Source organism: Paenarthrobacter sp. TE4293, assembly GCF_050435325.1.
Lineage (GTDB): Bacteria > Actinomycetota > Actinomycetes > Actinomycetales > Micrococcaceae > Arthrobacter > Arthrobacter nitroguajacolicus_C.
In genome coordinates, this window is the sequence record NZ_JBNJRY010000003.1 from 221,981 (window position 1) to 237,030 (window position 15,050).

The 15,050-nt window shown below is 64.3% G+C and carries 16 protein-coding genes and 1 tRNA gene; 11 read left to right on the plus strand and 6 right to left on the minus strand.

Features of this window, described 5'->3' with window-relative positions; genetic code table 11:
* Positions 1–60: 60 nt before the first annotated feature.
* Positions 61–1,917, minus strand: coding sequence for a GDSL-type esterase/lipase family protein (locus QF015_RS07350; RefSeq protein WP_429388051.1), 1,857 nt, complete (start codon positions 1,915–1,917; stop codon positions 61–63).
* Positions 1,918–2,080: 163 nt separating this feature from the next.
* On the opposite strand from QF015_RS07350, the gene QF015_RS07355 reads away from it, so the two are divergent.
* The 3 genes from QF015_RS07355 to QF015_RS07365 are packed head-to-tail and all read left to right on the plus strand — an operon-like array spanning position 2,081 to position 4,534.
* Positions 2,081–2,758: a TetR family transcriptional regulator gene (locus QF015_RS07355; RefSeq protein ID WP_310206244.1), complete on the plus strand. Its 678-nt coding sequence runs from the start codon at positions 2,081–2,083 to the stop codon at positions 2,756–2,758.
* A complete protein-coding gene (locus tag QF015_RS07360) occupies positions 2,755–3,741 on the plus strand; it encodes an ABC transporter ATP-binding protein (protein WP_310206246.1) in 987 nt (328 codons plus the stop codon). The genes QF015_RS07355 and QF015_RS07360 overlap by 4 nt, the downstream gene beginning before the upstream one ends.
* Positions 3,734–4,534: an ABC transporter permease subunit gene (locus QF015_RS07365; protein ID WP_310206249.1), complete on the plus strand. Its 801-nt coding sequence runs from the start codon at positions 3,734–3,736 to the stop codon at positions 4,532–4,534. Before QF015_RS07360 ends, QF015_RS07365 begins: the two co-directional genes overlap by 8 nt.
* On the opposite strand, the gene QF015_RS07370 is transcribed toward QF015_RS07365, so the two are convergent.
* On the minus strand, positions 4,531–5,076 hold the full coding sequence (locus QF015_RS07370; protein WP_429388055.1) for an acyl-CoA thioesterase: 546 nt from the start codon (positions 5,074–5,076) through the stop codon (positions 4,531–4,533). The genes QF015_RS07365 and QF015_RS07370 overlap by 4 nt on opposite strands.
* A 178-nt stretch (positions 5,077–5,254) precedes the next feature.
* Here QF015_RS07370 and QF015_RS07375 point away from each other — a divergent pair, with 178 nt between their 5' ends.
* Both QF015_RS07375 and QF015_RS07380 read left to right on the plus strand, forming a co-directional pair.
* The gene (locus QF015_RS07375; protein WP_310206254.1) at positions 5,255–5,476 is read left to right on the plus strand and encodes a hypothetical protein; all 222 of its coding nucleotides are present in this window, start codon (positions 5,255–5,257) and stop codon (positions 5,474–5,476) included.
* 39 nt (positions 5,477–5,515) lie between these two features.
* On the plus strand, positions 5,516–6,286 hold the full coding sequence (locus tag QF015_RS07380; RefSeq protein ID WP_429388058.1) for a potassium channel family protein: 771 nt from the start codon (positions 5,516–5,518) through the stop codon (positions 6,284–6,286).
* A 211-nt stretch (positions 6,287–6,497) separates the two neighbouring features.
* Here the strand turns inward: QF015_RS07380 and QF015_RS07385 are convergent.
* Both QF015_RS07385 and QF015_RS07390 read right to left on the minus strand, forming a co-directional pair.
* Positions 6,498–6,579, minus strand: a tRNA-Tyr gene (locus QF015_RS07385).
* A gap of 128 nt (positions 6,580–6,707) precedes the next feature.
* The gene (locus QF015_RS07390; RefSeq protein ID WP_310206260.1) at positions 6,708–6,974 is read right to left on the minus strand and encodes a hypothetical protein; all 267 of its coding nucleotides are present in this window, start codon (positions 6,972–6,974) and stop codon (positions 6,708–6,710) included.
* A 183-nt stretch (positions 6,975–7,157) separates the two neighbouring features.
* Here QF015_RS07390 and QF015_RS07395 point away from each other — a divergent pair, with 183 nt between their 5' ends.
* The 4 genes from QF015_RS07395 to efeB all read left to right on the plus strand — a co-directional run bounded on the left by QF015_RS07395 (position 7,158) and on the right by efeB (position 11,403).
* Entirely contained in the window at positions 7,158–7,649 is a 492-nt protein-coding gene (locus QF015_RS07395) for a YajQ family cyclic di-GMP-binding protein (protein WP_017200185.1), read from the plus strand.
* Positions 7,650–7,863: 214 nt separating this feature from the next.
* Positions 7,864–8,718 (plus strand): iron uptake transporter permease EfeU, encoded by an 855-nt coding sequence (gene efeU / locus QF015_RS07400; protein ID WP_310206263.1) that lies wholly within the window; start codon positions 7,864–7,866, stop codon positions 8,716–8,718.
* A gap of 64 nt (positions 8,719–8,782) precedes the next feature.
* Positions 8,783–9,955 (plus strand): iron uptake system protein EfeO, encoded by a 1,173-nt coding sequence (gene efeO / locus QF015_RS07405; protein ID WP_429388062.1) that lies wholly within the window; start codon positions 8,783–8,785, stop codon positions 9,953–9,955.
* A complete protein-coding gene (gene efeB / locus QF015_RS07410) occupies positions 9,952–11,403 on the plus strand; it encodes an iron uptake transporter deferrochelatase/peroxidase subunit (protein WP_429388065.1) in 1,452 nt (483 codons plus the stop codon). Before efeO ends, efeB begins: the two co-directional genes overlap by 4 nt.
* Positions 11,404–11,421: 18 nt before the next feature.
* Here the strand turns inward: efeB and htpX are convergent, their stop codons facing one another.
* The gene (htpX, locus tag QF015_RS07415) at positions 11,422–12,291 is read right to left on the minus strand and encodes a zinc metalloprotease HtpX (protein WP_310206269.1); all 870 of its coding nucleotides are present in this window, start codon (positions 12,289–12,291) and stop codon (positions 11,422–11,424) included.
* A gap of 111 nt (positions 12,292–12,402) precedes the next feature.
* On the minus strand, positions 12,403–13,674 hold the full coding sequence (locus QF015_RS07420; protein WP_310206272.1) for an MFS transporter: 1,272 nt from the start codon (positions 13,672–13,674) through the stop codon (positions 12,403–12,405).
* 91 nt (positions 13,675–13,765) lie between these two features.
* Here QF015_RS07420 and QF015_RS07425 point away from each other — a divergent pair, with 91 nt between their 5' ends.
* A complete protein-coding gene (locus QF015_RS07425; protein ID WP_429388068.1) occupies positions 13,766–14,542 on the plus strand; it encodes a hypothetical protein in 777 nt (258 codons plus the stop codon).
* A gap of 30 nt (positions 14,543–14,572) precedes the next feature.
* Positions 14,573–15,049, plus strand: coding sequence for a Fur family transcriptional regulator (locus tag QF015_RS07430; protein WP_429388071.1), 477 nt, complete (start codon positions 14,573–14,575; stop codon positions 15,047–15,049).
* Position 15,050 lies beyond the last annotated feature (1 nt).

Sequence of the window (15,050 nt, forward strand, 5' to 3'; positions counted from 1 at the left end):
GTCCCGTGGAGGGGACCCCTGTTCGCTTCCCGCGTTACCGGGAATAAAGCCGTCAAGCCCCTACTTACCCAGCACGTACCTCAGCGCCGATGCGTAGAGTGGCGCCACTTTGTTGTGGCCGGTCTGGTTCATGTGGGCACCATCAAGGTAGTCGCCGGCCGCCCCTGCGATGGTTGCCGTACCGGCCATCGAGATGCGCGGCCAGCCCCGAAGTGCCGCTTCGCGGGTCACGAGGCCGTCCACCCAGCGCCGTTGGGCGTGGCTGGCGTCATACCGTGAGAGAACCCCATTGATGAGGATGGTGCTGCGGGGGTATTTGCGGCGGAGTTCATCCCAGAGCCGGTTGGCTTGGGACAGGATGGCCGCGTCGGTGGCACCGATCCTGGCGTCGTTGCCGCCAAGGGTTACCACCACCAGGCCGGGATTTCCCTGCGGCAGGAGAATACGGTCCTGCGTCAGGGCGTCAGTTGCGGAGCCACCACCGACGGCGGGACTTCCCGAAACATAACCGATCCCGCCGATGCTGCGGACTACTTGGCGCGGGTAGCCGGCCGCCCGCGCACCTTGCTCGCCCCAGGAATCCAGGTCCAGCTGCGAGTCACCCAGGAAGACCACCGTTGAGGCGTCCACGGCTTCGGCAGAGTAGAGCTCCCCCGTGGCGTCGTTCCAAATTGTTTCCAGTTTCTGGAAAGCTACGTGGGTGCCCCGGCTGTCCGCCCAAGTGTCGCGCACGGGCCAACCGAACTCGCCTGGATTGATGGACCACACCTTGTACGTGGGGTGGCCCACGATCCGGGTACCGGTGGAAGGCCCCCAGACCAACCAGCCATTGGCGAACTGCTGAACGAGTCCTCCTGCGCGCGGAAGTTTGTCCGTGAGCGGCAGTCCCATCTGGCCTGCCGCTCCGCCCAGGGAGTTGTAGCGGTTGTGGACATCCCCGTGGGTGGTCGAGTGCGCGCCCGTTGCCGCTGACCAGTAGACCGTGCCGCCTTGGAAGAGCTGGTAGACGAAATTGTTTTGCCGCACTTCCTCGCCCACTGGGTACCCGAGCGCGCCGTTCTGGCCGCCCGTGGCCGACCAGTAGGTTCGGATGGCCCCGGTCAAGGCCCGCGCACCCGTGGAGGGGGACCACACGATGGTTCCGCGCTGGTATTGCTGGGACGAACCACCATTCTTCAAGCCCAGGGCTTCGTCCGTGGCGGGGTAGCCCAGTTCACCTTCCTCCATCCCGGATTGCCGCCAGCGCGCACGAATGGCTCCCATGGAAGGGTGGGCACCGGTGGCCGGCGACCACACCACAAAGCCGCGCTCAAAAGCCTGCCAGGCACCGCCGTCGCGCAGTCCCGTGCTTTCCCCGGTGACCGGGTAGCCCAGGAAACCGGCCTCGAATCCGGAGCGGCCCCATGCCAGGTGAATTGATCCGCTGGTCCGCTGGGCTCCCGTTGCCGGTGAGTAGGTGATGACACCACGTTCGAACGCTTGCTTGGAGCCGTCGTTGCGCAGGCCGCTGACGGTATCTGTTGTGGGATAGCCATGGAATCCGGAGGGGCCACCCGCATCCCACCACGCGGTGCGGACGGGTCCGTTGACCACCACCTTCGCGCCCGTGCGGGCCGACCAGGCGATGTCGCCGCCCGCGAACCGCTGCACGCAGCCGCTGGTGCTTCCGCTTCCGGAGCATTCCTCGCCGTTGGTGGGGCGGAGGAGCACGCTGCGTGCCCACGCGCTGGTGTTGTAAAGGTTGCCGATGGCGCCTGTGAGGGCCGGCGTCGAGGTCTCCGATGGGACGGTCAACGGAACCGAAGCCCAGGAAGCAGAGGCTTGGGCAGGAAGCGCCGCACCGGGCGCCAAGGAAACCACCAGCAGCAGTGCCACCACACCCGGAATCCAACGCCGAACCGGCCCCGCCGTCGTCATTTTCAAACCCACTTCGCCAATTCCCAACTACTGCCCCCATCACAACACTGAGGCAAGTATCTTCGACGCCGGCCCTCCCACCATGGGCGACCCAGCCACTGGTGCCACATTGTTATATCCCGGCATCTTGATCCGGATTGAACAGCTGTTTAGTGTTTGAAACATGCGTTCAAGCGCAGAAGATTTGACCACCCGGGCCCGCATCCGCGACGCCGCCATCGGACTCTTCGGCCGCGATGGTTTCTCCCGTGCCACAGTCCGCGCAGTAGCCGCCTTGGCGGGCGTCAGTCCGGGCCTGGTCATCCACCATTTCGGGAGCAAGGAAGGTCTTCGGGCGGCCTGCGACCACCACGTCCTGGCGCAGACGGCCACGCAGGGCCGGGAAAAGACGGACCCCGGATCCACCCGTCAGCTGATCCAGGACTACCTGAACCACCCGGACCAATACGCCAGCGAGATCGCCTACATCCGCCAAGCGCTCAGCGACGAGTCGGATGCGGGCGATGCCTTTTTCGACGCTGTCGTGAGGCAGACACAAGACATCATCAACGCCGGGATCGCCGCAGGCACCATCCGGAGGTTCGACGACGTCCGGTCCACCGCCGTCGTGATCGCCTCCAACAGCTTGTCGATCCTCATGCTGGGCAGGCACCTCTCCCGAACGCTGGGGGCCGCCACTTCCGAACCCCACGGCATCGGACCGGAGCTGCTGCGGCAACTCACCCTGCCTGCCCTGGAAATCTACACCCACGGTTTCTACACAGATTCGCGGTTCCTGGACGCGGCCCGCGACGCCCTGCAGCACCACACCACAAACCACGGAAGGGAGCATGCCCCGTGACCCAGGCAATCGTCGTCGAGGGGTTGCGCAAGAAGTTCGGCCACCGCGAGGTCCTGCATGGACTGGACTTCGCAGTGGAGCCCGGGACGGTGTTCGGCGTCATCGGACCGAACGGTGCGGGCAAGACCACCACCATGCGCTGCCTGCTGGACATCATCCGGCCCAGCGGCGGCACCATCTCGGTGCTCGGACAGGACCCGCGGCGTGCGGGAACGTCCCTCCGCCGCAAAATCGGATACCTCCCCGGAGAGCTGCACCTGGAAAACCGCACCACAGGACGCCGCGTGCTGGAGCATTTCGCCGCCATCAGCGGCCCCGTGGACCCGCGGCATGTCAACGACCTCGCGGATCGGCTGGACCTTGACCTGGATCGCCAGACCCGGAAGCTCTCCAAAGGCAACAAGCAGAAACTGGGCCTGCTCCAGGCCTTCATGCATCAACCCGAGCTCCTGGTGCTCGACGAACCAACCAGCGGCCTGGACCCGCTGGTGCAGCAGGTTTTCCACGCCTTGGTCCGCGAAGCAGTCCACGGCGGTGCCACAGTGTTCCTCAGCTCGCACGTCCTCAGCGAGGTCCAGCAAGCTGCCGACGCCGTCGCCATTCTCCGCGACGGCGAAATAGTCACAGTGTCCACGGTGGAGGCCCTGAGGACGGCAGCCGTGCGGCAGCTTCGGTTCAACAGCACCGGGACGGAAGCGCACGACGTCGGAGCGCTGCTGGCCCGGGTGCCGGGCGTCGCCAATGTGGCGGTGCGCGAGCTCCCGGCCGACGGACACGCGGCCGGAACAGTAGTGGGTACGGCGACGCTTTCCGGGCCGGTCCAGCCGTTGGTCCAGGAGCTGGCGACGCTGAACCTGACGGATCTTGTGCTGGAGGAGCCAGATCTGGAAGAAGCCGTCCTGACCCTCTACACGGGACCTGCCGCTTCGACCGGAAACGAGACCGCACCGGCCCGCCGCCCGGAAGGAGCGCACCGTGCCTAGGATCCTGCCCCTGTTCACCAAGGCCCTGACCGACTCCTGGCGCTCCACGCTGGCCTGGGCGGTGGGGCTGACAGCCGCGATCATGCTGTATTTGCCCCTGTATCCGTCCATCGGCGGTAACTCTCAGATGCAGGACCTGATCAACGCGCTTCCCCCTGAGATGACCAAGGCCCTGAATTACGACCAGATCGCGTCCGGCCCCGGCTACACCCAAGCCACCCTGTTCGGACTGATCGGCTTCCTGCTGATGTCCATGGCCTCAGTAAGCTGGGGCGCTGCCGCAGTTGGCGGAGACGAAGAATCCGGGCTGTTGGAGCTGACGCTGGCTCACAGCGTTACCCGCGTGCAGGTGGTGCTGGAACGCGCCCTCGCAATCCTGGTGCGCATCGCTTTCCTGTCCGTCCTCGTCTTCGTGCTGGTGCTGGGACTGAACGGGCCGGCGCAACTCAGCATCGACGTCGGGCATCTGGCCGGAGCGGTCCTGTTGTTCGGCGCCCTTGCCTTGCTCAGTGGAACTGCTGCCCTGTTCGCAGGCGCACTCAGCGGACGGAAGATCTATGCGGTTGCCGCGGGTGCCGCCGTCGCGGTCCTGGGGTATGTGTTCAACGCTGTGGGCAGGCAGAGTCCCGACGTCGAATGGCTCCTGAATCTGTCCCCATACCACTGGGCCTATGGGAATTCTCCTGTGACCAATGGTGCCGACTGGGGAGCCGTCGCCGGGTTGCTGGGTATTTCCGCTGCCCTGATCGCACTCGGTGCCGTGGCCCTGCAACGCCGTGATGTTGGCGTCTAGCTCCAGACGTGCGGGGCGGGGCGACGCGCACCCGGGAGTGCGTTGTTCTCACGCCACTCATGGATCCACTCCGGCAGTTCAAGGTCAGCCGGCGGTGCACCGAACTCTGCGATGATCTCGTCCTGCGTCACCGGCTTGCCCTTGGACACCAAGCGGGTGGCGATGTGGGCGCGGGCGTAGATTTCGCCGTCCACCACCATGCGCTGTTCGAAATAGATGGCCTTGGTGTCCAGGCCGATGATGCGGGTTTCGATGGTGTAGCGCTGCCAGAGCTGCAGGGACTTGCGGAAGGCGATGGTTTCTCCCGCAGCCACCGGGCTCCACCCCCTTTTGCGCATTTTGTTCCAGATGCCGCTGCGGACCATGAGGTCAAAACGTCCGAGGTCCATCAGTGAGAAGTACATGCCGTTGTTGACGTGCATAGCGATGTCGATGTCCGTGGGCAGCACCTTCAGGGGCAGCGAGGACTCTTCCCAGACACCGAGCGGGGAACGCTTGGACGAGGTGAACAGCAGCATGAGGGTACGAAGAAGCAGATGCATGCCCTCCATGTTACCCGTGAGTAACTTTGCGGGGAAGACATCGGCCGCAGAGTGGACACAGGGCTAACGCATGACCTGCTTTATGTCCAACGTTTGCACTAACGTTTACCGCCGGTTCATCAAAGCCATGCAGAATATCTGAAACCCGTATTGATGAACGACCCTACGAGGGGGACCTTTGAGCACGTTGCAAACCACCAGGCCGCAGGGCCAGGTCTGGCCGGAACTCTCCCGTCACCAGAACGTTGTCCTTCAGGATGCCCGCGGCAATCGCATCGAGGGAACCATCGACGGCATGACCGATGACCGCAGCACGCTGTGGATCCAACTCAAAGGCGGACTGGGCCGGCAGCTCATCCACCACCTCGACGGTTACTGGCTGGAAACTCCTGCCGCCTGACCCGGGTCAGGCCGTGGTCCCTGTGGCTAGTATTCCCCTATGACTCAAGCGCGATACCGGGACCTCGTGGAGTGGCCCCTCATGGCCACGGCACTGATCTTTCTCACTGCGTACGCGTGGCAGGTGATCGGCAGGGTGGACGGCGCCGCTGCGGCGCCTTTCGAGGTCGTTCTCTGGATGACCTGGGGTATCTTCGCCTTGGACTATTTCGTCAACCTCTGGCTCGCCGAAGACCGTGGGCGGTGGTTCCTGTGGAACCTGCACGAACTCCTGATCGTGGTGCTTCCCTTCTTCAGGCCCCTTCGCCTGCTGCGCCTGGTCACGCTCCTGTCCGTTCTCCAACGCACCGTCGGCGAAACATTGCGGGGCAGGGTGGCCACCTATGTTGCCGGAGCGGCCGCCATGCTCATCCTCATCGGCGCACTGGCCGTGCTGGATGTCGAGCAGAACGCCCCTGACGCCAAGATCGTGAACTTCGGCGACGCAGCCTGGTGGGCCGTCACCACCATCACCACCGTTGGATACGGAGACCTGTACCCCGTGACCCCCATCGGCAGGATCGTCGCTGCGGCCCTCATGATGAGCGGCATCGCGGTGCTCGGTATTGTGACGGCATCCATCGCTTCCTGGCTCGTTCAGCGGATCGAGGAAAACGCCGAGGGCGTGGCAGCAGGCGTGGCAGCAGCAGCCGAAGAGAAGGCCGTCGCCGCCGAGGAGCCGGTGCGCGCCGAAATGGCCGACCTGGTGACCGAGATCGCGGCCCTGCGGATGGAGATCGCCGAACTCAGGAAAATCTCCGAACGGAACTAACCGGGCCCTTCACATGGCCCGCTTTCAGCCTCGGGCCGGGGGGCACCACCTGGTTTGAGAACCCGGATGCCACGACATGCCGCTGCTGCGGCGCGCCTTCCTGCTCCCGGCGTCAAAGTGGGTGGTGGCGGCACATCGCACTTCCGGTATCCACAGCAGGCGGCACACAAAAAAATCCCCGGAACCAGTGGTTCCGGGGATTTTCTTTGGGTGGCAGATGAGGGATTCGAACCCCCGTAGGCGTTGCCAGCTGATTTACAGTCAGCCCCCTTTGGCCGCTCGGGTAATCTGCCGAACTTCAAAAGAAGATCACTTCCGGAGACCGTTTCTTTTCGATCCGGTAACCGAAGGCAGAGACAACCTTACAGAACTTTCTGCGAAGAATCTAATCGGGGGAAGACGCCCGGGATTCAGCGGTATTTCACGCTTCCCCAAGGATCCGGCCAGCCAGTTTCGCTTCGAACTTCTCGGCCTGCTCGGCAGTGATCTGGTTGAGCTGCACAGCCCGCAGCAGATCCGCGTGCACTCCGTCCATGCGGGCCGCAGCATCCGGTACCGGGCTCAGGACAATCGAGGCCGCCACTGCCGCGGCCGCCACTGCACTCGCCGCGGCAACCGCAGCCGTGCCAAGGGAACCGGCTGCTGCGGAAGCAGATTTGGTGATGGACTGGACGGCCTTGTTGCTCATGCTGATCCTTGCGACGATGTGGTCTTCCAACAGGTACAACTCTCAACCGGCAGCCTCAGTTCCAACCTTGCATGTGCTGTGAGCGAACTGTGAAAGGCATCCACAGCCCCAAGCCGCAGCTTCCGTACTAGGCTGGATGCCAGACCAATCCGCCCTCACAGGGCCCCCAACCTAAGGAGAGTCATGGCAGGCGAATCCACATTCGACGTCGTCAGCAAGGTAGACAAGCAAGAGGTCGCCAACGCGCTCAACCAGTCCCAGAAGGAAATCGCGCAGCGATACGACTTCAAGGGCGTCGGCGCAGAGATCGACTTCAGCGGCGAGAAGATCCTCATGAAGGCCAACTCCGAGGACCGCGTCCTTGCCGTCCTGGATGTCTTCCAGTCCAAGCTCATCAAGCGCGGCATCTCCCTGAAGTCCCTGGACCAGGGCGAGCCCTTCCCCTCCGGCAAGGAATTCCGCCTGGAGTGCACCATCAAGGAAGGCATTGCCCAGGACATCGCCAAGAAGATCAACAAGATCATCCGCGATGAAGCCCCCAAGTCCGTCAAGTCCCAGATCCAGGGCGACGAGCTCCGAGTGACCTCCAAGTCCCGCGACGACCTCCAGGAGACCATGAACATCCTGAAGAAGTTCGAAGAGGCCGACCTTCAGTTCGTGAACTTCCGCAGCTAGCCGAGCGCGCGGCAGTCTCCGCGCCCCAATTGCCAAGCCGGGATGCGGGGCCAATCAAAGGCCCTACATCCCGGCTTTTTGCTGCCCTAAACTACATCGTCTGTAGTAATGAGCCGGCCGATTAGCACATGATTAGTTTGCGTAATAGTCAAGTCAAAGTATCCTTCTTCCTTAGGCGAGCCTAAGTACGGCACCCCTTAGCGAAAGAAAAATCATGACCGCCAACTTCCTGATCGGCCTGCGTGAAGGCCTCGAGGCATCACTGATCGTGGTCCTCCTGATGGCCTATCTGGTCAAGACCGGACGGCGGCACCTCATCCCGAGGCTCTGGATGGGCGTGGGCCTCGCGATCGCCATCTCCCTCGGCTTCGGTGCCCTGTTGACCTTCGGCCCCCGAGGCCTCACGTTCGAGGCCCAGGAAGCGATTGGCGGTGGACTGTCGATTGTGGCCGTTGGACTGGTCACTTGGATGGTCTTCTGGATGGCGCGCACAGCACGCAGCCTCGGTGGCGAGCTCCGCTCGCAAGTGGACAAAGCGGCCGACGGCGCCGCATGGGGCCTTGTGGTGGTTGCGGCACTCGCCGTGGGCCGCGAAGGCCTCGAGACAGCGCTGTTCATCTGGGCTGCGGCCCAGGCCACCGGTGAAACCACCTTGCCCCTGCTCGGCGCACTTCTTGGCCTGCTGGCGGCCGCCGGCCTGGGGTACCTGCTGCACCGGGGTGTGCTGAAGGTAAACCTTGGCCGCTTCTTCACGTGGACGGGCGTGGGCCTGATCATCATTGCCGGCGGCGTCCTGGCTTACGGAATCCATGATCTCCAAGAGGCCGGCATTTTGCCTGGCCTGCACAACCTGGCCTTCGACGTCTCTGCCGCCATCCCGCCGTCGTCGTGGTACGGCACCCTGCTCAAGGGCACCTTGAACTTCTCCCCCGCCACCACCTGGCTGGAAGCGACAGCCTGGGTTCTCTATGTGGTCCCGGTCCTGTTCCTCTATATCCGGGCCAACCGTCCGTCGCAGCCCAAGGCTCCCCGCAGCGCATCAGTTCCTGCCGTCGCAACACAGCCCTAACGCCACCTCAGTTTTTCCGGGTAACTCCCGCCACGCGCTTCCCCTCAACACAAAGGACCCACCCATGCTCGGATCACCCACATTCCGCCGGACCCTTGCCGTGATTGGCGCAGCCGCGGCGGTGCCCCTGGTACTTGCCGGCTGCACAGACAATACGAAGACCGCAGCCGCCACGGACGGCCCGATCCAGGTCAGCAGCTCGGCCAACGAGTGCAAGGTCTCCACGAGCACGGCACCCAGCGGCAACCTCACCTTCGCCGTGAAGAATGAAGGCACGGAGGTGACCGAGTTCTACCTGCTGGCCGAAGATGGCCTCCGGATCCTGGGGGAAGTGGAGAACATCGGCCCCGGCATCACCCGCAACCTGGTGGTCACCGCTCCGGCCGGCAAGTACAACACGGCGTGCAAGCCCGGAATGCAGGGCGAAGGCATCCGTGCTTCCTTCGAGGTCACCGAGTCCGGCAACAAGCCGAGCGTCGACGCCGACTTCCAGAAGCTCCTGGATAACGGATCCCAGCAGTACGCGGCCTACGTCAAGGACCAGTCGGAGCAGCTTATCGTCGGAACCAAGGCGTTTGCCGAGGCCTTCGCAGCCGGTGACGCCGCCAAGGCCCGCGATCTGTATGCCTCCACCCGCATGCACTGGGAACGGATCGAACCCGTCGCCGAATCCTTCGGAGACCTGGATCCCAAGCTGGACGCCCGCGAGGCGGACCTTGAGCCCGGACAGGAATGGACCGGCTGGCACCGCGCCGAGAAGGACCTCTTCCCGCCGGCAGATTACACCGCCATGACCCCTGCAGAGCGAACCGCGATTTCCACGCAGCTGGTGACCGATACCGAGGACCTTGTCACCCGCACCCGCACGGTGGAACTGACCCCGGACAAGCTCGGCAACGGAGCCAAGGAGCTCCTGGACGAAGTCGCCACCGGCAAGGTCACCGGCGAAGAAGAGATCTGGTCCCACACCGACCTCTGGGACTTCCAGGCCAACGTTGATGGCGCCCGCATCGCCTTCGAGAACCTGAAGCCGGCGCTGGAGCAGAAGGATGCCGAGCTCGCCAAGTCCTTGGACGAGAAGTTCACGGCCCTGCAGGCCGAACTGAAGAAGCACGCCAAGGGCGACGGCTTCGTCTATTACAACGAGCTGAGCCAGGAGCAGGTCCAGCAGCTCGCCGCATTGGTTGATTCGCTGGGTGAGCCCCTGTCCAAGCTCACCGCAGCCGTGGTGCTGTGAGCGGCTGCCCCTTCGGGCACACCGACGGCACTGCCGACGCTCGACCTGATGCAGAACGCCCCGGTGAGTCGACCGGCGTCGGGCGTCCGGGCGGGCCTGCCGCCGTCGTGACTTCCCAGGAAGCGGCCGACGGCGGTGCGGCAGCTTCCGCTGCCAAGGGCGGCAGTTCCCGTATGTCCCGGCGTGGCCTGCTCTCGCTCGCGGGTGTAGGCGGCGCTGGCGCGGTTGCTGGTTTGGCTGCCGGGTTCCTGGGACATGACGCACTGTCCGCCGCTGCGGCATCCACCGCGGACACGAACGCCGGGGACGCCGTGGTGCCGTTCTTCGGCGACCACCAGGCGGGGATTACCACTCCGGCACAGGACCGCCTGCACATGGCCGCCTTCGATGTCACCACAGAAGACCGCAAGGAACTCATCAAGCTCCTGAAGGACTGGACGGCGGCGGCCGAGGCCATGACCACCGGCAGCCCCACCGGTAAGACGGGCGCCGTCGACGGTCCGTACGACGCCCCGCCTGAAGACACCGGCGAGGCCCTGGACCTGGCGGCCGCGAAGCTGACCCTGACGTTCGGCTTCGGCGCCGGCCTGTTTGAGAAGGACGGCAAGGCGCGCTTCGGTCTGGACGGCCGCCGTCCGGAAGCCTTGATCGATCTTCCGCATTTCCCCGGGGACGACCTCCAGCCGGGGCGGACCGGTGGTGACATTGTCATCCAGGCGTGCGCGGACGATCCCCAGGTCGCCGTCCATGCGATTCGCAACCTTGCCAGGATCGGTTTTGGCAAAGTCCGGGTTCGTTGGTCCCAGTTGGGCTTTGGACGGACGTCCTCCACGTCCCGTGCGCAGATGACTCCCCGGAACCTGTTCGGCTTTAAGGACGGCACCAACAACCTCAAGGTCGAAGACAACGCGCTGCTTGAAGAGCACGTGTGGGTTTCTTCACCGGCCCGCCCTGCCGAACAATGGATGGCCGGCGGCAGTTACCTGGTGGCCCGCAGGATCCAGATGCACATCGAAATCTGGGACCGGACCTCGCTGCGGGAACAGGAAGGGCTGATCGGCCGGACCAAGGGTGTGGGTGCTCCGCTGTCCGGCGGGGATGAATTCACGGCGCCCGACTTCTCGATTGCGGGCCGTGACGGCGACCCGTTGATTCCCATGGATTCGCACATGCGGCTGGCCCATCCCGACCAGAACGGCGGTGTGCGGATGCTTCGCCGTGGCTACAACTTCACCGACGGCTCGGACGGGCTTGGGCACCTTGATGCGGGCTTGTTCTTCATCGCGTTCGTCAAGGACCCGCGGACCCACTATGTCCCCATGCAGCTGGCCTTGGCCAAGGGCGACACACTGTCCGTGGAGTATTTGAAGCACACCGGTTCTGGCCTTTTTGCCGTGCCTCCGGGAGTCCGGCAGGGCGGCTTCATCGGGGAGGGACTGTTCGCCTAGGCCCGGTTCAACGGGAACCTAGGAAAGCGGGCGCCCGGCCATCAGTTCCAGCCGGCTGATCCGTTCCTTCATCGGCGGGTGGGTGGAGAACATGCGGCGCATGCCGCCTCCCCGGAACGGGTTGGCGATCATCAAGTGCGAAGCGTTGACGAGCTTCTGGTCCTGCGGGAGCGGCAGCTGGGTGACGCCGGACTCGATCTTGCGCAGGGCTGAGGCGAGTGCCAGCGGATCACCGGTGAGCTCGGCGCCGTCCTCATCGGCGTCGTACTCCCGCGTGCGGGAGATGGCCATCTGGATCAGCGACGCCGCAAAGGGCGCCAGCAGAGCCATGGCGATGGTGGCCAGCGGGTTGGCGTTGCGCCGGTCCCCGCTGCCGAAGATCAGCAGCATCTGCCCCACGGACGTAATGACTCCGGCGACAGCAGCAGCCACCGACGAGGTCAGGATGTCGCGGTTGTACACGTGCATCAGTTCATGCCCCAGCACTCCTCTAAGCTCGCGGGCGTCCAGGAGGTGCAGGATCCCTTCGGTGCAGCACACGGCGGCGTTCTTGGGGTTGCGGCCGGTGGCAAAGGCATTGGGAGTCATGGTGGGCGAAAGGTAGATCCGCGGCATCGGCTTGTTGGCCCTGACGGAGAGCTCCCGGACGATCTGGTAAAGCTGCGGAGCCTGGGCTTCGGTGACCGGGTAGGCAGCCATGGAGCGGATGGCGATCTTGTCGCTGTTCCAGTATCCGTAGGCAGTGGTGCCCACGCCGATCAGCGCCATGATCCAGATGGGCGTCGTGCTGCGCGTCCCCGCCGCGATGATGGCTCCCAAACCCAACAACACCGCCCACAGCACACCGAAAAGCGCCGCGGTCTTGAGTCCGTTGTTGTGTTTATGCACGGTGGTTCTTGCCTCTTCCGTTCGGCTCTTGCAGGGGTTCTGTACGGATTAACGCCGACGCCGGTCGTCGTGTTCCGATCCCAGCCTACGGCTGCGGCGTGGCCGGCAGTACTAGGGCACCGGATGCTTCGCGTCATAGGCAACGAACCCGGGCTGGAGGCGCGAGGCCAGCCACGCCAGGACGATGCAGAGGAGTCCACCCGTCAGCAATACTCCGCCTTCGCTGAGGAACTGTGTGACACCGCCGGCCAGCATGTCGCCCACGCGGGGGCCACCTGCCACCACCACAATGAACACGCCTTGCAGCCGTCCGCGCAGATGATCCGGGGTGGCCGATTGGAGGATGGTGGTGCGGAAGACGGCGCTGACGGAGTCTGAAATACCGGCAAGGGCACAGCACAGGGCTGCCGGAATCAACCACGGAGTGACTCCCTCGCGTCCAGAGTCCCCCGCCAGCAGTACCACCAGCCCGAAGCCCGCAATGGAGGCTCCCCAACCCACTACGGACCACACGACGGCGCTGCCCTGCCGCCGCACCCGGCCCAGCGGCCCGGAAAACAGGCCGGCGAGGAAAGCACCCACAGCCGTGGAAGCGAGCAGCACACCGACCGTGGTTTCGCCTCCGCCGATCATGACCGCACCGATGGCCGGCATGAGGGCACGGGGTTGGGCGCAGATCATGGCGATGAGGTCGATGATGAACGTCATACGGACGTTGGGGCGTGTGCCCAGGAAACGGAAGCCTTCCACCACGGATTTCAGCCCCGGCCGCACGGCATCCTTCGACGGCGGCAAGGGCGGCAGCTTGACGAGTCCCCAGAGCGCGAACGTGAAGCTGATGACATCGATGGTGTACGTCCAGCCGAACCCGATGGTGGCCACCAGGACACCTGCCAGGAGCGGTCCGGCAGTCATGGACAGGCCGAACGTCAGCATGCTCAGGGCATTGGCTGCAGGGAGCAGGTCTTTACGGACCAGCAACGGAATGATGGCGCTGCGGGCGGGACCGTTGATGCCCTGCGCTCCGCTTTGGATGGCCACCAGGGCATAGAGGATCCAGATGTTGCCGATCTCCAGCCATGCCTGCAGGGCCAGCCCGGCGGTGGTTGCCCACAGGACGAGGGAGGCGATGAGTGCAACTTTGCGGCGGTCGTAGGCATCGGAAATGGAGCCACCATACAGCCCTGCGATCACCAGTGGAATCAACGCGAAGATACCAAGGAGGCCCACATAGAAGCTCTCCTGTGTGAGTCGGTAAACCTCCAAACTGACCGCCACCAGGGTCAGTTGGGTACCGATGGCAGCCACCGATGCTCCCAGCCAGAGCCGCCGGAAAGCAGGGCTCTCCTTCAACGGGGTGATGTCTGCCAGTAGTTTCGCCACCGTCCTACCGTAACGACCGTTGCGGCAGCTTCCCCGCACCCTCCCGCCTGCGGGCACCGCTTGGTAGGCTCACCCGGGGGAAGGAGTTGACATGGTCACATCGCGACGATTGCTGTACCGTTCGGCCTTTTGGGAGATCGCCAGGCCACGTCACCCCCTCACTGCCGGGCATGTCGTCATCCGGTTGTCGGATCCCGCAACAGAATTTGCACACCCCTCGGCTACGGACTGGCTTTTCTGCCACGGCCTGGTCCGTGCCGCCCTGGCCGACGTCCTTGGCGCCACCCGATGCGCCATCATGTTTGCTTACCAATGGCACCCCCTGGGCTCAGCCATTGGAGAGCCTGTAGCGGAATCGTCAACGCCGACGTTCCACCTCTTCGGCCGGTGGGCGGGAGAAACCACGACGCCGGGACAGCAGCTTTCGCTTCCGGCGCACCGACGGGTTGGCGAGGCGGACCACGATCTGGAAGCCACCGATGCCGCCATGCGCGAGGCGCTCAGGCTGGCCAGGCCGGAGACCGTGGTGGGCTCCGACGCTATGGTGCGTGCCGGCGTCGAGCCTTTTTCCGGGCCGGAACCGCTGGTCCGGGCTGTGGACACGGGTCCCCGCCATACGATCCTCGAACCCGTCAGGAGCGTGGCGGCCATCAGCGAGGTCAGGCCGGTCGAGTTACTGGCGATGGGCGCAGCCCTGACCGCACTCCCCCGGAACGGCGGCTTCAGCGGTGTCAGTTGCGTGGCCTTGGAAGGGGCGGGCCCAGGTGCCCCTGTTCGGGTCCATGCGGTCCGCAGATCGGCAGCCGAAGACGACAATCCCCTGGAAGATCTGTTCAGTTCACCAGAAGTTAGCCTTGCCTTATTGTGAACTCCTCAAAATAAGTGTTTCAATGAATGCATGACAGATCACACCGCCGAGCAGGAAGCATGGGCTTCGGCCCTGCATGCCCACGGCCGGCGTGTGACCAAGCAGCGGCTGGCAGTGCTCGCCGCGGTCCAGCACCATCCGCACTCTCCGGCTGAAGGCATCCTTGCCGCTGCCCGCAAAGAGCTTCCTGAACTGACGGCGCAGTCCGTTTACGTGGTGCTCAGCGACCTGACGGACCTGCAGATGTTGCGACGCTTTGAGCCTCCGCACTCCCCGGCCCTTTACGAAACCCGGGTGGGCGACAACCACCACCACGCCGTCTGCATCAGCTGCGGCAAAGTGGAGGACGTCGATTGCGCCGTGGGACACGCCCCGTGCCTCACCCCGCACTGGGATGAGAACTCCAAGCCCATGACCATCCAGATCGCAGACGTCCTGTACCAGGGCATCTGCCAGGACTGCCAGTCCAAACAACAGCTTCCCGTAACTTCCGTAACTCAGAAATAAG